Below are 21,470 nucleotides of genomic sequence, written 5' to 3'. Positions count from 1 at the left end.
ACGCCGTCACCCACGTCGTTTGGCGGACCACTTGGCGGCCAGGTACTCCCCCATGTCGAGGGCGCCGGCCATCGCCTGGCCGCCGGCCGTGCCGGTGAAGGTGAAGCTGAGGGCATCGCCGTTCGACTCCGGGTAGTTGCTGCGGAACCGGACCTGGCGGTCGCTGATCGTCCCGGAGAGTGTTCGCGAGACGAACTCGCCCTGGTGTGTACCGGTGACCTCGTTGCCCTGCTGAGTCAGCTCGAAGACGTGGGTGGACGAGCTGGCCAGGTACTCGATCTGGACCTCCCACCGACCGGTGAGGTCGACCGCCGGCGGCAGCGTCGGCGTCTCCGGCTGGGGTGGCGGGTTCTTCAGCAGCTTGTAGAGCTCGTTCGCCACCGTCCGCTCATCGCCGGGCATCATCATGTACGGGGTGATCGAAACCCCGGTCAGTCCGTCACTGCTGGTCGAGCTGCAGGCGATCCGGGGTTCGCCGGCGTCGAGCGCGCTGACGGCGGTACTGCCGGACAGGCGGAGCTCCTTCTCGTTCCAGAGCACCCGAAGCGACGGTGTCCGATTGGACAGGCCCGTTGGCTGCACGATCCTCGTCGTGACGCCCCGGACCTTTTCCACCCGGCTGGCGATGTGCTCGAGCCATGACGTCCATTGCGCCCACTCGGCGTCGTGGTCACGCCGTACCCACATCTCCACGGCCATCAGCATGCCGATGGCCTCCTCCTTGCCGACCTTGAAGCCGCGGGCGAAGCCGTGGTGCGGGGCGCTGTGCACCCAGGCCGCGCGCACCAGGTCCTCGCGGCCGAGCACCAGCCCGGCCGATTGCGGGCCCCGGATGGCCTTGCCACCGCTGTACGCGACGAGCGTCGCGCCGTTGCGCAGGTGGACGTTGGGGATGGTGAGGATCTCGGCGGCGGCGTCCACCAGGAGCGGCACCCCGCGCGGCTCGGTGATATCCGCGATCGCCCGGGTGTGGAGTTCGCTGTCGTCCACACGTGGTCCGGCCATCACGTAGACCATTGCGGTCTGCGGCCCGATTGCCGCCTCGAGCTCGGCGCGGGTGTTCACCTCGACCACGCGTACGCCGACGGCGCTGACCGCGGCCTCGTAGACGTTGCGGGAGTGCCGAGGGATGATCACCTCGGTCTTCTGGAAACCCGCCAGGTCGGGAATGCGAACGTGCAGGTCGGGGTTGCCGCCGGCGACGCAGGCGGCGGTCGCATGGGTCAACCCCGCCGAACAGCCGGAGCTGACCAGGCCGAACTCCGCGCCGGTCAGCTCCGCCAGTCGGGTGCCGACCGCGTCCGCCAGCTCGTCCAGGTGTACGTAGTGCCGCGCGGCCGCGTCGATCGCGTCCCGCACCTCGGGCAGCATCAGGGATCCGCTGATGATGGTGAACGTGCCACGAGCGTTGATCATCGGACGCACGCCGATCGACTCGTAGATTCGCTTACCAATGCGGAGTCCGTCGCCACCTGCCGGCGCGCTCGCCATTGTGGGGGCCGCCATTGCCACTTCCTGCAGAAGTGGACTCAGGGCGAGTACGCCGCCCACGACGCCTCCGCGTTTCAGCAACTCACGTCGGTTCAGTGTGCCTACCTTTTTCACAGCTCCTCCAGTCCATCGCGCGGACGCGGATGCTTGTGCCGGCTCCTGCGGGGCTCCGAAATTGTGCGGCGCCTCCACGGCGGGCCCGCAGCGGACAATCGAGACGGCGGTTGGCGACCACCGTACGATGGCTTTGGCGAGGCGTTAAGCGCATCTCCCTGATGCGAGTATCAGCAAATCTGATCCACACGCTGAGTTGCGTTGATCAATGGCTCGTATCGTTTCCGAAGGGTGATCGACATCGACCCTGCCCGCCCCCGCACGGCCCCTGCAAACGGCCGGGAACTGCGGAAACACCCCCCGTAGGGGGTCTGCGCACCCAGCGCGTGAGGGTCCACCGGACGGCCGCGACCTCGTCGGGCAGGCGTTCATCAGTTGCCTGGATGGGTCCATTCCATTTTCGTTATTCACGGCGCGACACCTCACCTACTGTCGTCGGCGCACCGGTCGCCATGAAGGGAGCGGATGGGTACGACGGATGGGCGGCACCGTTGGCGCTCACGCTTCGCATGGTCACGCCATCGCGCCCGGCCATATCCACGGCGACATTCCCGTTTGTCCACGGCGGCTGGCGGTGTCACTGAGGACGTGAGCGAAGGCAACGGGACGGGCACGCCGATCACCCGTACCGACCGGGGAAGCCGGCGGTGGGCCCGCCCTCACCGCTGGACGAGACGACGGTGAAGGCGGGCCGCCGCGGGCACCTGGCGCTCTACGCGACGCCCGGCAGGCGTACGGACTGGGTGTGCCGGAAGGTGTTGGTCGGGTCCCAGCGCCGCTTCACCTGCTGGAGCCTGGGGTAGTTCTCCTTGTAGTAGAGGTCGTGCCACGGCACGCCCGATGTGTTCCACTGTGGATCATTGAGATCGGCATCCGGGTAGTTGACGTAGCACCCGTCGGTCACCCCGTTGAAGACGGGAACGCCGCCAGTGCTGCGGTAGACGTCGCGGTAGAAATCGCGCAGCCAGGCGACTTTACCGGCCTCCTCTGCCGGATCGCTCCAATAGTTCTGATACTGCAGCTTCAGGATCGAGTTGCGGTGCGCCACCGCGGTCGCGCCCGCCTGCACCGCGTTAATCTGACAGCCGTACGAGCTGACCTGGAGCAGATCGCTGCTGTTCTCGGTGTTGGTCAGGTGTCGGTAGATGGTGGCGATCTGGTCGTCCGGGAAACCGGTGAGCATGTACGTCGACTTGTAGTCCGAGCGTCGCGTCCAACTGCCCCCACCGCCGGAAGATCTGATCGACTGGTACCACTGCACCGCCTGCGGAACGAAGAACTCTGGCCTGGCCTCCTGCTCGCCGGCCCGGACCCGCATCGGTCGCGGCGCGCTCAACCCCGCGCTGACCGCACTGATGAACGCCTCCAGCCGCTGCGCCGCGCCCGGCCTGCTGGCCTCCATCTGAGTAGACATCGAGATCTCGCCGCTCGCCGCCGTGTTCAGCGCCAACGAGCTGTGCAGTCCCGCATAGGGCGAGCCCGGGGAACTGTTGGCCTCGTGCCAGGTCCCGAAGTTCTTCAGCAGCGTACGGAACCTGCTCTCCGTCATGTCGGCCCAGTCCCAGGAGAGGGAGTGCGAGTACACCTGTCCCGGTGGCTTCGGCAACTGCTCGCTCGGCGGCCGGTTCTCAGTGCCCGGGGTGCGGAGGAAATAGCGGGTGACGATACCGAAGTTCCCCCCGCCGGCACCGGTATGCGCCCACCACAGGTCGCGGTTGGGATCACCCTGGTCCCAAGTGGCGATCACCGAACGGGCCCGGCCGCGCTGGTCCACCACCACGACTTCGACCCCGTACACATGGTCGACGGTCAGCCCGTGCAGCCGGGAGAGCAGCCCGAAACCGCCGCCGCAGATGTGGCCGCCGGCGCCCACCGAACCACAGGACCCGCCCGGTATCGTCACACCCTGGGACCGATACAGCTCCAGGTAGACCTCGTAGAGCGTCGCGCCGGCCTCGACGACAAATGCGCGTCGCGCGTCGTCGTAGTACACGGCACGCATGACCGACAGGTCGATGACGACTTCCACGTCCGCGTTGTAGACGAAGTCCTCGTAACAGTGCCCGCCGCTGCGTACCGACAGGCGCTTGCGGGCTCGTACCGCGTCCTGGACCGCGTCGACCACCTGCTGAGTGTTCTGCACCACCCGGATGTACTCCGGGCTGCCGGTCCACCGCCGATTGCTCCCGTAGACCATGTCTGCATATCGGGCGTCGCTCGGAGTCACCGTGACCGCTTCTCCCGAGCTGGTGAGCTGCGGTGCGCCCACCGGCAGGCCGGCTGCGGCGGGGCGAGCTGGCGCGCCGGCGCTCAGGCCGATCCCGGCCGCGCCGCCCAGCGCCGCCGCGCCACCCAGAAGCACTTTCCGACGGGACACGTCACTCATCCACAACTCCCATCCATAGGAGGTAATCGGGCCGCCCCACAGCCGACGGACGACAGCGCCAGCCTGGGCTCCTGATCCGTACGTCATTCATCAATCTGGCCGGAATTTCGGTCGGCCTGATGTCGATGCCCCGGTCAGCTATTTCCGAAAGCTGCAGTTCGAGTGCTGCCGGACGTCCGCGCTTGGCTCATTTCCTGGCGCAGCCAGATTCTTGAACCGGGCCCGGGTCCGACTCTATTACGTCCCATGCAACGGGTAAATAGTCAATTATTGATGTCTACATCAGGCACTCTGATAATGCCCGGCACATCAGGCGCGGCGACCGCAGAGCGCAAGCGGCAGCGGCCGGCGCGCGCCCTGGCGGCGGCGCGTGCGGCCCGTTAGCGGGCCGCCTTGATCGATGTAAGGAGAGTTCTCCCACTCGGCCGGCAGCCGGCCCGGCCTCGCCCTGCAAGGATGACGGCATGGACCGCGTCGAGGGCCGCTGCTGGCTGGACTGGTGGGCGAACTCATCCACCCTGCTCGTCAGCATCGAGGTGGCCGTCGTGATTACCGCCGCCGACGCCGGCTGGGAGGCCCGCGGTCACCTGGTCAGCGACCGCAACGAGGACCGCGACGCGTTCGCATTCCTGTGCGACCTCGACCCCGTCTTCACGCTGCGATTCGAAGACGAGAGTGCTGTCGCCGTCACCGTGCATGCCGCCGATGGACATCGCCGCTTCAGCCTCATTGAGTACACCGGTCCGGTTCATCGATCGGTCGAAAATTGCATCGCTCTATAGGCAGCGCCGAACCAAGCCTGCGACCGATTGGCCCGACAGCAGTTTCACGGCGGGTTGACGTGTCAGTGCCCGGTGCTACTCTGGCGCTCGTCGTGTAAACCAGCGCGGCCCTCCCGTCGGATCGCTGAACTCGACCTCCGAGACGCCGAGCGGCCTTCCTGCCGCTGATGCGGGCGGAGTCCCGCCGGCTCTCGATCGCACCGGCCGCTGTGCCGGTCCCATGAATCCGCTGCGCGGCCCAGCACGGCCTTTGCCTGCCGTCCATGATGGCCCGGATTCGCGCACGTCTCACGGGTGGGGCAGCCTGCGGCAACCCGCCGGATGCCGACATCTCAGGCTCCCCACCCGTGCCGGCACGATCAACGAGTCCACGAGCGCGAAAGGACACGACCCATCGGCGGGAAGTGGCACCACCACAATCCGCCCTCCGGCGTCAGCCGCCCTCCCTGCGGTGCCAGGAGACACGACGAACACCACCAGCGGACCAACGTCCACGGCTGATGGTGTTCGTCTCCCGTCCCTGCCACCCCTGAGGAGGAAGTCCTGTCCATCCCGCTCGACCTGTACCCGCCCGGTCTCGCCGCCGGCCGCGACGCCCGAGCGCTGCTTCGCGCCACCCTGCCGGAGTTCTCCGGATGGCTGGAGCACACCGCTCCTGCGGGCGGCTGCGCCCGCCCGATCCGCCTCACTGGCACCATCGCCGCCGTTGACGCCGACAGCGGCAGGATCCTGCGCGAGCAGCAAACCGACGAGCTGCCCGACCAAGCGCTCTACAAGGCATGCGGCAACCGCCGCGAAAGCCAGTGCCCGGACTGCGCCTGGGTCTACGCGGGCGACGCCTACCAGGTGGTCCGCTGCGGCCTGAGTGGCGGCAAGGGTGTCCCCGCCTCGGTCGGCCGGCACCCGGTCGTCTTTGCCACCTTCACCGCCCCCTCCTTCGGCCCGGTCCACCACCGGCACATCCCCCGCCACACCTGCAGCAGCCGGCCGCGCTGCGACTGCCGCCCCGCCGCATGCCGCGCCCGCCGACAGGTCGGCATTTGCGAGCACGGGCAGCCTGCGGTGTGCTTCGCCCGCCACGACGCCGACGATCCGCGGCTCGGCCAGCCGTTGTGCCTGGAGTTGCCGAAATGCTGCTGGGAGCTGTCCTGCGACGACGCCCGCGGCAGCTGCGCCGAGTACCCAACCTACGGGGTTCCAGAAGAGGGCTAACGCTGGTACCGCAAGGGCGCCCACGCGCGCCTGAACCAGGACAAGGCGGCGGCCGAGAAGCGACAAGAGGTCGTCACTGAGTGCACGCAGCGCGCTCGCGACACCTGGCAGCCGTTCGTCGACGACGTGCGTGAAGCGATCGTCGCGGAGACGAGAGACCAGGTCGACCTCGACGCGAGCCTGCGCCAACTCGTCGAGCAACTGCAAGAAGCTGTGGCGGACGGCGAGGATCTCTTTCGAGCGGGTACCGTGCCGCTGCTCAAGACAGAGGCGTAAGCGAGCGGGACACTGTGGCCCGACTTCACGGAACATGTCATTAGCGAAGCCCTCGTAGCGGCCGGCGCCGGCGCCGAAGAGGAACACGAAGAGCACGAAGGTGGCGATCACCGGCAGCAACCGGGCGGGGATCGACCGGCCACCCGGCAGGCGCCCGAGCTCGGTCTTGTCCTTGACCGGTGCGGTTGTGGTCGTCATGACACGGCCACCTTCTCGGCGATCGGTTCGGTCGGGGTCTGCGCCGGCCGCCGGGCGGCGAGTTCGGCGTCCGCCTCCGCGGGCAGCTGCCGCCGCCGGCCGCGGCGGCTCAGGGCCGCTCGCACCTTGGGTGCCTGCAACAGGCACACGGCGATGACGACGACGGCCTTGAAGACCAGCGTGATCTCGGGCGCGATGCCCATGCTGTAGACCGTGGTGGTGAGCGTCTGGATGATGAGCGCGCCGAGCAGGGTGCCGGTGAGGCTGTAGCGGCCGCCGGCCAGTGAGGTGCCGCCGATGACGACGGCGAGGATGGCGTCCATTTCGGTCCACAGGCCGGCGTTGTTGGCGTCGGCGGCGCTGACGTTGGAGCTGATCATCAGGCCGGCGACCCCGGCGCAGACCGCGGCGAACACGTACACGGTCCACCGGATGGTCCGGGCCCCCAGGCCGGGCAGCCTGCTGGCCTTGGGGGTTGACGCCGACTGCCTCGATGAGCAGGCCGAGCGCGGTCCGCCGGGTCACCAGCGCAACGATGACGAACACGGCGATGGCGATGAGGATCGAGACGGGCAGCACCAGGAAGCCGGCGCCGACGGTGCGGAACGTCGGGTTGCGTACGGTGATGATCTGGCCGTCGGTGATGAGCATCGCGATGCCCCGGCCGGCCGTCATGAGCACCAGCGTGGCGATGATCGGCTGGATGCCGAGGACGGCGACGAGGAAGCCGTTCCACAGGCCGAGCTCGACGCAGAGCGCGGGCGCGTTGCCCATGGCGGTGAAGGCGGTCCCGGCGCTGGTGGGGTCGCCCGCGTCGGCGATCCAGGAGCAGGTGACCGCTGCGGCGATGGCGACGACCGCGCCCACCGAGAGGTCGATCCCCCGGGTGGCGATGACGGGGCACATGCCGAGGGCGATGAGCATCGTCGGCGCGCCGTTCTTCAGGATGTCGACGAGGCTGCCGTGGAGGTGGCCGTCCTGGAAGCGCAGGGCCAGGAACGACGGGCGGACGATCGCGTTGGCCGCGAGCAGCACCACGATCGCCACCAGGGGCCACAGCAGGCCGTTGCGGCGGAGGCGCCCCCCTCATGCCCGCAGCCAGCGCCCAGAATGACGGTGATGGTTACATCCCCTACCGTTCATGATGACAATTCCCGACATACAGCTCGGTGACGCGCCTTCCGGCAATTCCTACCGGCTCCGGCTTTGACGCGATCACCGCTAGGCGTTGGTTGCCGGCGGGAGGCCTGTGATCGCCAGCGGCCGTATGTCACGCCGCCACGCCACCACCACAAACGCCCAGCCCAATACAGTGATCAACTTAGCCTACGCCGCATTGACACCCTTGACACCCTCTGGATGGCAGCGCTAACATGGCACGAAATGTTAACGCTAACAGCGAGTTGGCCCGTGTTCCAGAACTCACGCAACCCAGACGGAAGGTTAGGAGCCTAATGGCTATCGAGAGAACTGCTGGAAAGAGCCGTCGAGGTTTAGCGGCTATTGGCCTTGCTCTCGCGGTAGGAGTAGGGGTGGGCCAACTGACACCAATTGTGCCGGCCTCGGCGGAGAAGCCCGTGCAGCCGGGGACGCAGGGCGTCGGACCCCAGACCCCGTCCGCCAAGGTGCCGCTGACTGGTGTCGACATGGCGCAGACGTATGTGAACCCGATTAATCTGCCCGGAATGGCGGTCCGCAACATCGTAGGGACGATGCCGGCCACGGACGCGAATGTTGCAAACACATCGCAAATTCCAGCCAGCTTGAACCTGGAGACGTGGACGGCAGCGTCCGGGCGGACTCTCGCGAGCCGATCCACCGTCGGTTTCACCAGGATTTCGGAGAACTCGGCCCGGACCGGGGCGGACTGGTCCGCGCTGAACGTCGACGGGACCATCTATCTCTACGCATCCGGCGCCATGCAGAACGCACCGAACAACAACCGCACGGTCTGGTCCACTACCGACTACCTCACGTGGACGCCCCATCAGATGAACCTGGGCCTGGTCGCACCAACCGTGGTGCAGATCGGCGACAAGTTCTACATGGCTGGCAACAACACGCCGGTCTATCAAGCGGACTCGCCCATTGGGCCGTGGACCAGCATGGGGAATTTCCTGCGCCCGACCGGCCAGACCCTGAGCGTCGGCGACGTGCAGTTCTTCCTTGACACGGACGGTCGGCTGTACTTGACGTACAACATCGGCTCGCCGATCATGGGCGCCGAACTCGACCCGAACAATCCTCGGCAGCTCATCGGCGACCCGGTCGTGCTGTGGACTTTTGACCCGCTCCAGGAGTGGCAGCACATCGGTGACAACAAGGCGACCTACACGCATGGGTACGTGGAGGGTTCGCAGCTGTTCAAGGTGGGGGATACGTATTACCTCTCGGTCGCGTCCGGTGGCACCGAGTACACCACGTACTCGACGGGGGTCATGTCGTCGGACAAACCGCTTTCAGGGTTCAAAGTAACGCAGCAGAACCCGATCGGCTACGGGAACAACCACCCCAGTGCGGTATATCCTAACGCCGGGCACGGCAGTTTTGTACTCGACAAGTCCGGTAACCTGGTGTTCTTCTACACCTATGTCATCGCATACGAGGAGTTCTTCGAGCGACGACTGGGAATGGACATCTGCAACGTAATTCCCGCTGGCCCGCAAGAGGGAGCAATCGATTGCGAGTTGTCCAACACGCCGCAACTGGCTCCCGGGAAGAAGATCTCGGGTAGGGACGACGTCGGGCTCTACAATGTGGCTACCAACAGCCAGGTGTACTGGGCAAGCAGCTATGCCCCCGGGCGCAATCCGTACTACGGAGGGGACCGATCCCTATCGACCTGGTGGGAGCCGGCTGACAGCGACACTGCGCCGACGTACATCAGGGGCTTCGGGACTGTCTTCCACATCTCTGCTGCGCAGATGCAGTGGAAGGAGCTCGGGCGCGCGTTCACAAAGGACAATGCCGTGCAGTACACGCTGGAGTACAAGGACATCGCTACGAACACGTGGCGGCCGCTGGTCGACAGGAGTACGAACACCACTGCGTACACGGCTGACTACGTCACCTTCGACCGGGTGCTGACGAACGCAGTCAGGCTGAAGATCCTGGGTACGACCGAGGACGTCAAGGTCGGAGTCCATGAGCTCAACGTGTTTGGGGAGAACTACAACCTGGTTGCCTCAAAGGGCATGATCACCCCTTAGTCTGAAGCAGTAGGTAGGGAGCGGGCGAGATCAATCGATCTCGCCCGCTCCTTTTTGTCGCTCATCTCAGCACGCCTCGGGTTGCCTCCAAGTCCGCCTGCAGAAGGTGGATGTGACGACAGACCTGGGACGGTGCTCAAGCTCAGGCCCGGGAACCTGCGGAACCGGACCGAGCAAGGGAGCTATCGCCAAGACCTGTGGATCAAGAACTTTCTATGCTGGCTACCGCACCGTCAAATTCTGATAGTTGGCGGCGTAGGGCTGGTAGGTCGGGTTGCCGGAGTAGGCAACGTGGACCCTGTACCTCCCGGGCTGTAGATCGGCAGTCTGCGGTGTGACGATGGCCTTGCCGTCCGTCAGTGGTACGACCTGCACGGTGCCGCCGAAGGTGACGGTGACCTCGCCGGTCGGGGTCGGAGCCTGCTGCTTCTGCCCGCCCGCCGGCCCAACCGTCACGTTCAGGCTGAACGTGTCCCCGCGGACAACCGATGCCGGCGCGGTTCTCGCCTGGACCTTGACGGCGGCCGGGCCGGAGGGCACCTTGAACGACGCCGTACCTTCCGACGCCTTCAGGTAGTCGAAGCCGAGGTACTCGGCCTTAACGGTCCGGGCGCCCGCAGGCAGACCCGTCGGCAGCGTGACCGTGGCCGCGCCGTCGTTCAGGTAGGCGAGCTTCGACCACGAGCCGATGCTGAACCGCACCTGACCGCCGGTCTCGAACCCGTCGGCTGCCTTGACCGTGGCGGTGGCCGTGGTCGTCTGGGCCCCGCTCGCGTACGGCTCGACAGCCACCTCAGTGGTGGTCGTGACGTCGCTGTTCGGGATCTTTCGGATGTCGTTCCACTCGCGGAGGGTGAGCGGGATCACGGTGCCGTGGCGCGGACGGACAACACCCGCGTTCGTCATCGTGATCGCCTTGGCGTTCCAGGTCGGAGCTTCGATGTTCTCGTGGCACGCGGCCTGGTATCCACCGCCGTTCGTGTACCGGTCACCCCAGAGGTAGAACTGGCCGGGGCAGGAGGTGTCACCAGGGTTGGCCTTGAAAATGACCGGCCCCTCGTACCCCTGATTGGCGACCCAGGTCGTGCGGCCCAGAGCCGGAGCGACCAACTTCCAGTTGTCGATGTTGCTGTCCAGGAAGTCGGTGTGCTTCTCGGAGAAGATGTCCGAGCCCTGGTTGCCGGCCTCGTTCTTGGTCACGCGGTAGTAGTAGTCACCGACCCGGATCGCGGTCGTGTCGATCCGCGACTTAGGGGCCGGGTTCTGCCAGACCTTGGGACCGGAGAACGTCTGGAAGTCGCGCGTCGTGGTGTACCACATCTGCGCGTTCCCCTGACCGGTGCGGTTCACGGGGTCGTTCCACAGCGACTGTGCCCAGAACACGGCGTAGGCGCCGATCTCGTCGACCCACAGCGACTCGGGCGCGAAGGCGTTGCCCGCGTTGTCGGGCGCGACCTTCACGTGCCGCTGAGGAGTCCAGTGCACGAGGTCGTGCGACTCGAACACCTCGATGTACTGGGTGTCGTTGATGGCGTATCCGCCCTGGTCGTACCAGTTCAGGTCGGTGGCGATCATGTAGTACGTGTCGCCGCCGGGTGAGCGGACGATGTGCGGGTCACGAAGGCCCTGGTCGCCCAGCTGGGAAGTGAGCGACGGCCAGCCTCCGGTCAGACCGGTCCAGTCCAGAGCGGTGTTTCCGTTGGACGTTGCGAACATGATCTGTTCACCGTCGGCGATTCCCTCGCCCTTGAAGTACCCCATGAAGTACCGCTCGTACTCCTCGGAGCGGGGCATGGCGGTGATGGTCACCGGGAACGACCTCGTCTGCGAGGCTGAACCCTTGGTGATGGTCGACGTCAGGGTGGCGGCAACATCCGCACGGCCGAAGGCCGGGCGGGTCACCTCACCCGTCGGGGTGACGAGCTCGGTGGTCGACGTCCAGGTGATCTTGGATCCGAACTCGCCGTTGGCAGGGAGGTTGATGTTTCCGCGCACGTCGTCGGTGTCGTACAGGGTCAGGTCGAACCTGTCACGGTCGACCGCCTGCGCGTCGTCGAACTCGGCCTTCACCACGATGGGGATCTCCCGTGTGGTGACCTGATTGGTGCCCTTGCGGACAGTCGCCGTGAGCGTGGCCGTCGCGTCCGGCTGCCCCTGCGCGGGGCGGGTGATCCTGCCGGTCACCGCAACTTTGCGTGCGCTGGCGACGGCTGGCGGGGTGTAGATCGCGACGACCGACGGGTCCGAACTCGTCCACGTGATGGCCGAGCCCGCCACGGAGCCCACCTTGGGCAGAGTGATGTCGCGTACGATCGCACTGGTCAGGCCGAGGTCGATGGCGTCGGCGTCGGCGTGAACGCCAGTGGAGACGGTCCTTTCCGCCAAGGCGAGTGTCTCATCGAGGCTCACTGCTCGGTCGTAGACCCGGAAGTCCCGGATCGTTCCGCGGAATGAGTAGTGGCCCGACGTCTGCGAGCGAGCGAGGAAGTTGCAGTTGGTCCCCGCTGCGTTCACCGAAGGCGGCGTGGTCAGGTTCGTCGACATCGCGTGCAGCACGCCGTCGAGGTAGAGCCTGCCGGTCCAGCTCGTGCCGTTCGGGTTCAGTGACTGGGTGAAGGTGACGTGCGTCCACGCTCCCTCGGGCATGCGGACCCGGGTCTGTTGGAGGTTCGCCGAACCCACCGCGACGCGGAACCGCTGGGTGTTCGACGCGAAGATGGAGCCTTGGGCGCCGGTGTCGACGTCGCACGAGCCGGACTTGGCGCCGAAGCCCCACATCTGGTGCTCGCCGACGTTCGCCGGGTCAATCCACACGTCATAGTCGACGGTGAGGTTCGACATGCCGGCGGTGATGTCTTTCGGCAGGGCCACGTACGCACCGTTGAGGGCGCTCTCGTAGGAGTCGGGGTTGAACCTGACTCCCTTCCCGGTCAACGTCGCCTTCTCCGGATTCACGAGCGTGGCGTTCGCCGCCGAGCCCGCGCTACCCGAGTTGACCAGCGTCGTCCCACTGGTCTCGTCGAGGGCGAAGTGGTGCACCAGACCCTCGTTGAGCCCCTCCGCGGCCGCGTGCGAGGGCGTCGCTGCGAACGAGACCGAGAGAAGCGCACCCAGTACCAGGCCCGCGACACCTCTACCCTTCCGACTCAGCGTGTGACGTGACCTTTGCTGTCGCAATCTCAATTGATCCTCCTTGGTCGGTGTGAGACTCCCTCTGAAGTGGATGAGCGTTGTTCACGCTAACAATGACGGCACTACAAGGTCAACGAGACGATGCGTTGCGGTCCGAGCTCCTGGAGTTGCGTCGCCGGTTGGGGATCTCGTGTTTCGCACCTAAAGGTCGGGGGGCCGGCGGGAGGTCGGCCCAGTCCTGCCACGGGCCGCCCAGATCACCCGGAACCCGCTGGTCCGGCGGGCACCACGACGCCGCAGACCGCTCGCCCGGTCCGCCCGACCTCGGCACCGACCACCCGCCACACACAGGCACAGGCCGCAGCCGGCGCGCCGGTCCGGGTCGGCGCCGTCGCCGCGAAGACCGCCGGGAACACACTCGACAGTCCGCGCATCTCTGGGACAGCGCTCGGGATCCCGTTGGTGTTACGAGATCGGACGTGGTCGCACCGGCGGCACTGTCCCCCGGCCAACTGATCGCGCGGAGATGGCCGCACTCGCTATGCATGACGCCCGAAAGTGACGACAAATGCATCGCTCGGGAAAGTCGCTCCGCGCCGGAAAACCGCCATATGCCGCCGCAGGGGCTTACCCGGAACTCCGTCGCGAAGTGGACGGGACACTGACGATGCCGGCGCCGCCGCCGGTACCGATGGGAGTATGTCCCGGCGCCATGCGGCGGCCAATGGCGAGCGGCACCGGCCAGAGGCCGGTGCCGCTTCCTTCCGCGTTAGCGCTAACAAGATTGTTTAATCGGGGTGCCGCGATTCCCTCTTGTTTCCACCCCGCACCCGTCGCGACCGTTCGCCGGGGCTGCGGCGCGCGGACACCGGGCACCCGTCAACGGCGGGCCGGCCCCGCCACGCTCTGCCGGGCGACCAGGGTCGGCGCGATGGTCTGGCGCAACGCACCGACGGTGTCCGTCTCGATCTGGGTGAGCAGCATCTCCAGACTCGCCCGGGCCACCGCCGCGAAGTCCGGCTGGATGGTGGTCAGCGGTGGGATGAAGAACGAGGCCTCCGGCACGTCGTCGAAACCGACCACGCTGATGTCGTCCGGCACCCGCCGGCCGTGTTCGTGCACGGCGCGCAGCACACCGAGGGCCAGGTGATCGTTGGCCGCGAAGACGGCGGTGACCTCCGGCATCCGGGCCAACATCTGCCCGCACCGGTACCCGGCCGCCGCGGACCAGTCCGCCGGCAGCAAGGGCGGCACCTCCGCGCCCGCCGCCTGCAACGCCTCCCGCCAGCCTTCGATGCGACCGGCGCTGTCGAACCAGCCCGGCGGCCCGGACACGTGCCAGACCGTCCGGTGCCCCGCCTCGAGCAAATGCTGTGTGGCGGCCCGGGCACCGGCGACCTGATCGACCGTCACCAGCGGCACCGGCCGCTGCGGGTCGCCGTCGATGGTGACCAGCGGAACATCCTTGGGTAGGCGCTCCAGCGCCTCACCGGCCGATTCGACCGGCGCGATCACGACGATGCCGGCGACCCGGTGCCCCAGGTGCCGCTCCACCGCCGCGGAGATGGACTGGTGGTCGAGGTTGCGCACGCTGCCGACGCTGACCGCGAAGCCCGCCTCGGCAGCCGCCTGTTCGAGGGCGGCGAGCAGCGACGCCGGACCGTAGAGGGTGGTGTTCTGGGCCACCACGCCGATCACCTGCGATCGACCGGTGACCAGCGCGCGCGCCGCGCGGTTGGGGCGATAGCCGAGTTCGGCGATCGCGGCCTGCACCCGCAGGCGGGTCTTTTCGCGCACGTTGGGATGCCCGTTAAGCACCCGTGACACCGTCTGATGGGAGACACCGGCGAGGCGAGCCACGTCCGTCATCGCGGGATCGCGTACGGTCATGTCACTCTCCTCGGCCTACCTGTCGCACACCGCGGACCGCCGACGTTGACTGAATCAGCTACCCGAGGTTCTCTCGCAGCTGCCCGGTTGGCGTGGTTCCGCCTGGCCAGCGCTAGATCACCGACAGTCTACGGCAGTTTCCGCACCTGCCATGGCGTGGCCGGGCTGCCCCCATCGGAACATGCCAGGAGTCCGAAGCGATTGTAGGAGCCGAGGTTGTTGGTGGACGCGTGTCGTGCGCTCAGTACGGTGCATCGTAACAAGTCGATGTCAGCGTAGATGTGGCGATGTTTCGTGGCCATTGCCCGGTGACAGTTGAGTCGCACGTTTCCCAGGCCATATCCGGTGATGAACAGGTGCGAGGCAGTCACATCAGCTTCAGAAGTCATCAATCGCATGGTGGGCGGTGTTGGCCCCCGCTCGGTTCGGCGTTAGTTAGCCGAAGACTGGTCAGCCGCGTTCGACGAGGGCGGCGAGGTTGTCCAGCGCCATGCGAGTTCCCACCTCGTTGGCTTCGGGTGAGATGACGTCGGGCACTCCCTCGTGGACGATGAGGACGTCGGTGCCCCCATCGGCCTCGGTAAGGGTGGTCGTCATCGTCATCGGACGACTCAGTGCCATACCCACGCGGATGACGTTGGCGACGGACCGGCGGACCCGGAGCGTTGCGATTCCTATCCCTGAACCATCAGCAACTTGTCACCAGGTCTGAGCCAACTCGGCCCCCGCAGGTGTGACGAGCCCCCGAAGACGTGCGGGGGCCGGCGTCAGCCGGCCCCCGCAGCGAGGGATCCTTCTTGACCCTACTTGATGGTGATCTCATACTTCGCGGTCTTGCCGCCGGCCTTGACTAGGACGTACTCAGTGCCCTTGGTCTTGGCCACCATCCAACCGACCTTGTCGATCACCAGAATGTCAGCCTCCGAAGTCGCATACGTCACCTTCACACCGGTCGCCCCCCACGGGGAGCACTTCCCCGCGGTGTAGACCGTCTGGCCGACCTTCAACGACTTCGGCTCGCTGGCGGTCACCTTCGTCACCTTGGACGTCGGCTTGTTCCCACCTTCACCTCACCGGCGCCGGCGGGGCCGGCGATAGGCCGGTCACTGCCGAGGTCAGATCCTCGACCGCCCGGCTGATCTCCGTTTGCGTGGCCGACGAGTTGTCGAGCACCCGCTTGGCGTCGGAGATCTCGGCCTGGAGGTTGGACCAGGACGCGGCGGTGTACTTGATGCCGGAATTCGACAGCTTCTTCACGCTGTCGTACACATGCTGCAACACCGACTTGTCAGCAACTGGGGCCTTCGCAACCAGCCCGTTCAACGCCGTCCGAAGATCCGACGACGCGTTGTCGAGTTGAGCCTGAGACTCGTTCTTCCGGTCAGCGTAGGTGGCCTTTGCATCCGACAACGCCTGGCGCAACGCGTCAGCTGACGCATCCGTGAACCCGCCGAGGTTCCCGACCAAGCCGTCGGCTGCCGCGATCATGGCCTTCAGCACCTTCACTTCCACCTTCGGCTCGCCAGGCTGCACAGTCACCTGGAAGGCTGCGGTCCGGGTGGTGTCGGCCACCGTGAAGGAGACCGTCACCTGCTGGGTTCCCGCCTTGTCCGGATCGTAGCCGGACACCGAGTAGCCACCGAAACCTTCGGCGATCTCGATCCCAGGCTTGCCGTCGGAGTACGTCGCCGCCACTTCCAGGCCAGTGGTGTCCAGAGCCTCACCCGAGGCATACGTGGTCTTGTCCGGCGCCTTCGTCACCAACAGCGACTCCAGGTCCGCGCCACGGAACGCCGCGTGTTCGGCAGCGGTTAGCGAGAACACGTTGCCATGTGCGGCTCGAGCGGAGGTCTGCCCAGTGAAGATCGGGGGATTCCACTTAAGCGAGGCCGCGAAGTTGCCCGTTGTGATGTCAGTCGCGAAATACGGCTGGAGGCCCCGATGGCGAACGCCGTCAGTACCCGTCCAGCCACCGTCGGCCATCATGTAGAAACCCTGACCGTTGACGTCACCCGGGTTGGTCTTCACCACATTGGGGCCCTCGTTGTAGGAGGCGGTCCCAAGGCCAGCGCCGTTGATCGCGTTGATCGTCAGGCATCCTGCGATCAACTGCCAGTCCTGCGCGTCGGCGAGAATCGAGCGGGAGCGCTCGATGTACAGGTCGGTGGTCGTCTGCAGGCAGTTGGGGTAAAGCCTCTCGAAGATCTTGTCCCAACGGTCCTGGACGGCACGGTAGTAGTAGCCGTCGTCGGGGTTGTATACAATCACTGGGTCAAGATTCCCGTACCCGTAATCCCAGTCACAGCCATTACTGCCGCAACGGTCGTACATCCGCTTGGATTCCGAGAAATGCACGAAATCGCGCGTAGTTGTGTAGTACGTGACATTACGGCCCCACTTCATCGAATCAGTGTCCCTGCGATTCGGATCGGTGAGATCTGTTGTGTAGTACGTGCCCTCGGGATAGATGGCCGACGACCAGTAGACGATGTACTGACCCAACTCCGGATCCCAGATGGCCTCGGGGGCGAAGGTCATGCCAGTCTCGGGAGAGGTGTTCACCAGCACGTGCCGCTGGTTCGACCAAGTCTTCAGGTCGGTTGATTCCCATACTTCGATGTACTGGCTGCCGCCCGTCTGGGCCCATCCCCAGCCGCCCTTGGCGTTGAAGTTCGGATCCTGCGTCCACAGGTCCGTGGCCACGAGATAGAACTTGTCCCCTTCCGGCGACCGCACGATCGACGGATCACGCAGTCCGGTGGAGCCGAGGGCTGACGTGAACACAGGGTTGCCAGAATTGATGGCCTCCCACGTGAGAGCATCGTTCCCAACGCTGCTCGCCCCGTAGATCTTCTCTGAGGCGGAATTCTGGAATGTGTACATGCCGTAGCCGGTGAATTCCGCCATGTCACCTATCGACGGCCTGACCGTCAACTCGATGTCGCGGCAGCCGTGAGCAGAGTCAACGACCGTACAGGCAGTCAGGATGACGTTTGCGGGCTCACTTCCCGCCGCAGGCCGGCTGACGACACCCGCGGCGATCTTGCCGTTAGCCCTGTCACTCACAATGCGCGGATTGGATGACTTCCAAGTCACATCGGCGTCGCCGACCTTCAGCGGCAGATAGACATCCCCTCGCACATCATCTGAATTCGGGATGTCGATGGCGGCCAGGGCCTCGGTGGCAGCATTAGGTCCAGCCGCGAGCGCCGTCTCAACATTGACGACGGCCAACCCGGTCGACAGCAACGCCATGCCAACGACCAGCCTGACTGCACGAGCGGGGGTTCTACGAGCCATGCCGCACCCTCTCCTGCGAACCAGAATCCGTAGCCATCTCGTTCTCCTCTCTGAGCAACTCGATCCGCGCCGATCTTGGTCTTGGGCCATGACTGCAGTGCCCACGGACATCGCTGCGTACGCCACGGCTGAGCCGGCGTGGTAGTCGATGTTAGCGCTAACATTCCGAAAGCGAGCGCTAACAGGCCGGACGTTAGCGGTAACAGGCCCCTCGGTCAACGGCCTCGGCGCTAACGCGGATTTCCACGCAGGGGTGGCCCTTGTCGCCCGAGCTCTCCGATATGCGGTGCCATCGGTCGATCGCAGTGCGGCGCGACCTGCTCGATCGACTGGTCCGCACGGGCTGTACACCTCAACGATCTCCGCCTTGAACTCCGGCGTGAGCGCTCAACGCGGCCGACGCGACTTCTTGCCCCGGTCCTCCATGTTGGACATCCTTCCATGGGCCCAAGGGCCACAACGCCGTTTGCAGCCGGGTGGTGCTTGGTGACAGGGCGCTGATTGTGGGCGCTCACAACGGAGCAGACTGGAGGTCAGGACTATGACACGCGACTCCGCCACCAGCGGTGGCGTAGCTCGCCGGGGCGTTCTCAAGGCAGCTAGCCTCGTCGGTGTCGGTGGCGGCGCCGCTGCGGTGTTGGGACCACCCGGCGCCGCCGCTGCCGCCGAGGGATCCGGCGGGGCTTCGCGGGTCGCCGACGGCGATCACCAGGCGGGTGCTGGCATCAATGGCGACCTGCAGGTTCGTCGAGTACCGGTAGTTCTTGCTCCGGGCGGCCAGGCGGTGGTCCCGGGTCGGGATCAGGGTCCCGTCGACGATGGCGATCTGGTCGACCGGCCGCCGGCGCACCGGGGCGAGGGCCAGCAGCGGCCCGAGGGAGTCGATCACCCGATACGCGGCGGAGTGCGACACCCCGAACAGCGGACCGATCTGGCGCATCGTCAGGTTCGTGCGCCAGTACGTGGCCACCAGCAACACCCGGTCGGCAAGGTCGAGGGCCCACCGCCGGCCCGGCCGGCCATCCGCGATGGCGTCTCCGCCCCGGTCGGCGACCACGCGGACCAGCCGACGAAACTGGGCCGGCTGCAAACCAGTGAACGGGAAGATCCACTCCGGGCGGGCTGCGGAGATCACCTGCACCCCGACATCCTCGATCATCGTCCTCAACAGACACACGCCAGGGTTACGAGACGTCCCACGTCACCCCGTCCACACCCGCCGCGGCGTTCGGGCTTATCGCCCAGGAGGCCACACGCAGACGGCTCAGGTCAACGTGATGCAACAGCGCTGTGAACCGCGCTTCCTTGTCCCTTCGTGCCACTCGCCACCTCCGATGACCAGTGAACCGGCCCACGGACGGTCCAGGCGCTGGCGTGGACGGTTTGGGGCCCCTTGCCGTGCGCCGCTTCCTGTGGCCGCTCCCGGACAGGATCGGGGATCGACATCGGTTCTCGTTCCCGGTCTGCAAGCGGGATGGCGCTTTTCTGCCAAGCCTCTGGCTTTGCTACCCGTGGTCTGCCCGGGACGGTGACGGCGCCGACCAGAGGGCGCCGCCACCGCCGTCAAGCTAGCCGCCGAGGGCGCCGTACGGCGCCTCAATCTGTGCAGTCACCGTGGATCCGTCACGCGTGCCGGTGACCTTTACGGTCGCGATGCCGGCCGGCACCAACGTTGACCGTGTATTGAACGCCTGGTAGGCGGCCTTGCCCGGGACGACGCCGGCCACCGTCCGGGAAGCGTAGGACGTGATCAGCTCGATGGTGAGCGGCACGTCGTCGGCATTGCGGGCGTTGACCGTGACGTAGGCATTGGTGCCGATGTGCCGGCTGCCGGCTTCAACCTCAACGTCCCAGACGGGGGGTCGGATCGAGTTCCTTCTCAGCCTGAGCGGCGGCAGCGGCGACGTTGGCGTCAACAGTGGGCGACGGTTGAAGCCGACCCTGCCCCTGCCGAAAACCCCATCCGCCCTGGTGAGGACCGGTGTGTGGTGTCGGAGACGTTGGCCCGGTTGCTGGGCGCTGAGTCCGCGCGTAGCTGGTGATCGATGCGGCATGATGGGCTGCCGTGCTGCTGCGACTGGTGTATCTGGGCATGACGAAGGCGTTCGCGGTGCTGCGACTGCTGCCGATGAGCGACTGGGACTAGGACGTGGAGATCCTTGCCCTGCGCCATCAGATCACGGTGCTGGAGCGCCAACTGGGCAAGGAGAAGGTGCGCCTCGACGCGAGTGATCGGGCGTTCCTGGCGTTCCTGCTGCACCGGCTGCCGCGCGACGTGCTGCGGCGGTTGCGGTTGCTAGTGCGCCCCGACACGGTGCTGCGCTGGCATCGCGATCTGCTGGCCCGCCGGCACGCAGTTGCCTCCCGGCCCAAGCGCCCGGGCCGGCCGCGCACGGTTCGTTCCATACGTGCCCTGGTACTGCGCCTGGCTCGGGAGAATCCCAGCTGGGGCTACCGGCGTCTGCACGGCGAACTGCTGGTGCTAGGGGTGAAGGTGGCCGCGTCGACCGTATGGGAGATCTTGCAGGAGGCCGGGATCGACCCGGCGCCCGAGCGGGCGGCCAGTACCTGGGCCGACTTCCTTCGGTCCCAAGCCGACGCCCTCCTGGCCTGCGACTTCCTGGAAACGTTCACCCTCACCGGGACACGGATGTACGTGTTCGCGGCGATCGAGCACGCCAGCCGCAGGATCCGGGTCCTGGGAGCTACCGCGCACCCGACCGCCTCCTGGGTGGTGCAAGCCGCGAAGAACCTCGTCATGGACCTCGAGGACACCGGCTGCCGGGCACGCTTCATAATCCGCGACCGCGACGCCAAGTTCCCCGAGATGTTCGACGCCATCCTCGCCGACGCGGGCATCGACGTCGTACTCAGCGGCATCCAGATGCCAAGAATGAACTCAATCATGGAACGCTGGGTACAGACCTGCCGTCGCGAACTACTGGACCGCACCTTGAACTGGAGCCAGCCGCACCTGCTCCACGCGCTGCGCGAGTTCGAACAGTTCTACAACGGACACCGCCCGCATCAGGGCATCGCCAACGCCCGCCCGGTGTGCCCGTTGCCAGCGCAGATCGCCGACCCGAACAAGATAACCCGCCTCGACATACGACGACGCGATCGCCTCGGCGGCATCCTCCACGAGTACCGACATGCCGCCTGACCTGCGCGGACGAGTTTTTCGGCAAGGGCAGGGTCGTCGGTGGGTAAAATGCGGGCCCTCTACGAGGCGGTCCGCACCACATTGGCCGACTGGTGGCTGGCTCACCTCGGCAACCCCACCGACATTCACAAGCTGGCCGCCGCGCCGACCCCACGCACCGTCGTGTGGCTCAACGAACTGCAGAAACTCGCGCCACGTGGGCAGCGTAGTCGGCCAACAACCAATCGCAACCAATGCTCGTTCCCGCCGGCGGCGGCGGCTCACGTTGCGCGCCAGAAGACCGAGTGCCGGAGCACGCCACGCGTGCCCCGGCACCG

At 66.3% G+C, this 21,470-nt stretch carries 12 protein-coding genes and 3 pseudogenes; 4 read left to right on the top strand and 11 right to left on the bottom strand.

Annotated elements, in window-relative coordinates; genetic code table 11:
- Nucleotides 1-6: 6 nt before the first annotated feature.
- Together BUS84_RS02925 and BUS84_RS02920 are read right to left on the bottom strand one after the other, a co-directional pair.
- The gene (locus BUS84_RS02925; RefSeq protein WP_208869502.1) at nucleotides 7-1,416 is read right to left on the bottom strand and encodes a hypothetical protein; all 1,410 of its coding nucleotides are present in this window, start codon (nucleotides 1,414-1,416) and stop codon (nucleotides 7-9) included.
- A gap of 901 nt (nucleotides 1,417-2,317) precedes the next feature.
- Entirely contained in the window at nucleotides 2,318-3,991 is a 1,674-nt protein-coding gene (locus tag BUS84_RS02920) for an FAD-binding oxidoreductase (protein ID WP_074308519.1), read from the bottom strand.
- Nucleotides 3,992-4,455: 464 nt separating this feature from the next.
- Here BUS84_RS02920 and BUS84_RS02915 point away from each other — a divergent pair, with 464 nt between their 5' ends.
- Nucleotides 4,456-4,773 (top strand): hypothetical protein, encoded by a 318-nt coding sequence (locus BUS84_RS02915; protein ID WP_074308518.1) that lies wholly within the window; start codon nucleotides 4,456-4,458, stop codon nucleotides 4,771-4,773.
- Nucleotides 4,774-5,316: 543 nt separating this feature from the next.
- Nucleotides 5,317-5,907 (top strand): annotated as a pseudogene (locus BUS84_RS39425) (replication initiator); the annotation flags it as partial.
- 548 nt (nucleotides 5,908-6,455) lie between these two features.
- Here BUS84_RS39425 and BUS84_RS40540 read toward each other — a convergent pair.
- On the bottom strand, nucleotides 6,456-6,881 hold the full coding sequence (locus tag BUS84_RS40540; protein WP_280175124.1) for an ABC transporter permease: 426 nt from the start codon (nucleotides 6,879-6,881) through the stop codon (nucleotides 6,456-6,458).
- A gap of 121 nt (nucleotides 6,882-7,002) precedes the next feature.
- Nucleotides 7,003-7,365: pseudogene (locus tag BUS84_RS40535) on the bottom strand (ABC transporter permease subunit); the annotation flags it as partial.
- Between the two features lie 626 nt (nucleotides 7,366-7,991).
- Here BUS84_RS40535 and BUS84_RS02900 point away from each other — a divergent pair.
- Entirely contained in the window at nucleotides 7,992-9,668 is a 1,677-nt protein-coding gene (locus BUS84_RS02900; protein ID WP_159450963.1) for a family 43 glycosylhydrolase, read from the top strand.
- Between the two features lie 222 nt (nucleotides 9,669-9,890).
- Here BUS84_RS02900 and BUS84_RS02895 read toward each other — a convergent pair whose 3' ends face one another.
- The 7 genes and pseudogenes from BUS84_RS02895 to BUS84_RS37145 all read right to left on the bottom strand — a co-directional run bounded on the left by BUS84_RS02895 (nucleotide 9,891) and on the right by BUS84_RS37145 (nucleotide 19,906).
- Entirely contained in the window at nucleotides 9,891-12,707 is a 2,817-nt protein-coding gene (locus BUS84_RS02895) for an immunoglobulin-like domain-containing protein (protein ID WP_074308514.1), read from the bottom strand.
- A 972-nt stretch (nucleotides 12,708-13,679) separates the two neighbouring features.
- Nucleotides 13,680-14,669, bottom strand: a complete 990-nt coding sequence (locus tag BUS84_RS02890) for a LacI family DNA-binding transcriptional regulator (RefSeq protein WP_208869623.1) — start codon at nucleotides 14,667-14,669, stop codon at nucleotides 13,680-13,682.
- 471 nt (nucleotides 14,670-15,140) lie between these two features.
- Nucleotides 15,141-15,293: an SRPBCC domain-containing protein gene (locus tag BUS84_RS02885; RefSeq protein ID WP_208869501.1), complete on the bottom strand. Its 153-nt coding sequence runs from the start codon at nucleotides 15,291-15,293 to the stop codon at nucleotides 15,141-15,143.
- Nucleotides 15,294-15,493: 200 nt separating this feature from the next.
- Nucleotides 15,494-15,721 carry a hypothetical protein gene (locus tag BUS84_RS02880; protein WP_143728177.1) on the bottom strand — a complete coding sequence of 76 codons (228 nt, stop codon included), beginning with the start codon at nucleotides 15,719-15,721 and terminating at the stop codon, nucleotides 15,494-15,496.
- Nucleotides 15,722-15,755: 34 nt separating this feature from the next.
- Complete coding sequence (locus tag BUS84_RS02875) at nucleotides 15,756-17,945, bottom strand: bacterial Ig-like domain-containing protein (RefSeq protein WP_074308507.1); 2,190 nt, start codon at nucleotides 17,943-17,945, stop codon at nucleotides 15,756-15,758.
- 730 nt (nucleotides 17,946-18,675) lie between these two features.
- Nucleotides 18,676-19,131 (bottom strand): annotated as a pseudogene (locus tag BUS84_RS02870) (transposase family protein); the annotation flags it as partial.
- A gap of 427 nt (nucleotides 19,132-19,558) precedes the next feature.
- The gene (locus BUS84_RS37145; RefSeq protein WP_143728175.1) at nucleotides 19,559-19,906 is read right to left on the bottom strand and encodes a hypothetical protein; all 348 of its coding nucleotides are present in this window, start codon (nucleotides 19,904-19,906) and stop codon (nucleotides 19,559-19,561) included.
- A 233-nt stretch (nucleotides 19,907-20,139) separates the two neighbouring features.
- On the opposite strand from BUS84_RS37145, the gene BUS84_RS39420 reads away from it, so the two are divergent.
- On the top strand, nucleotides 20,140-21,153 hold the full coding sequence (locus BUS84_RS39420) for an integrase core domain-containing protein (protein WP_244298346.1): 1,014 nt from the start codon (nucleotides 20,140-20,142) through the stop codon (nucleotides 21,151-21,153).
- The last annotated feature ends 317 nt before the right edge of the window (nucleotides 21,154-21,470 follow it).

The organism is Micromonospora cremea (assembly GCF_900143515.1).
In the GTDB taxonomy this organism is placed as follows: Bacteria; Actinomycetota; Actinomycetes; order Mycobacteriales; family Micromonosporaceae; genus Micromonospora; species Micromonospora cremea.
Note: the sequence above shows the minus strand (reverse complement) of the source record. Positions and strands in the feature narration are given on the sequence as shown.

Excerpts from the sequence above, each read along its gene's own strand:
- BUS84_RS02925 (WP_208869502.1), bottom strand. The coding sequence starts at position 1,416 with ATGATCAACGCTCGTGGCACGTTCACCATCATCAGCGGATCCCTGATG.
- BUS84_RS02920 (WP_074308519.1), bottom strand. The coding sequence starts at position 3,991 with ATGAGTGACGTGTCCCGTCGGAAAGTGCTTCTGGGTGGCGCGGCGGCG.
- BUS84_RS02915 (WP_074308518.1), top strand. The coding sequence starts at position 4,456 with ATGGACCGCGTCGAGGGCCGCTGCTGGCTGGACTGGTGGGCGAACTCA.
- BUS84_RS02890 (WP_208869623.1), bottom strand. The coding sequence starts at position 14,669 with ATGACGGACGTGGCTCGCCTCGCCGGTGTCTCCCATCAGACGGTGTCA.
- BUS84_RS02885 (WP_208869501.1), bottom strand. The coding sequence starts at position 15,293 with ATGACGATGACGACCACCCTTACCGAGGCCGATGGGGGCACCGACGTC.
- BUS84_RS02875 (WP_074308507.1), bottom strand. The coding sequence starts at position 17,945 with ATGGCGTTGCTGTCGACCGGGTTGGCCGTCGTCAATGTTGAGACGGCG.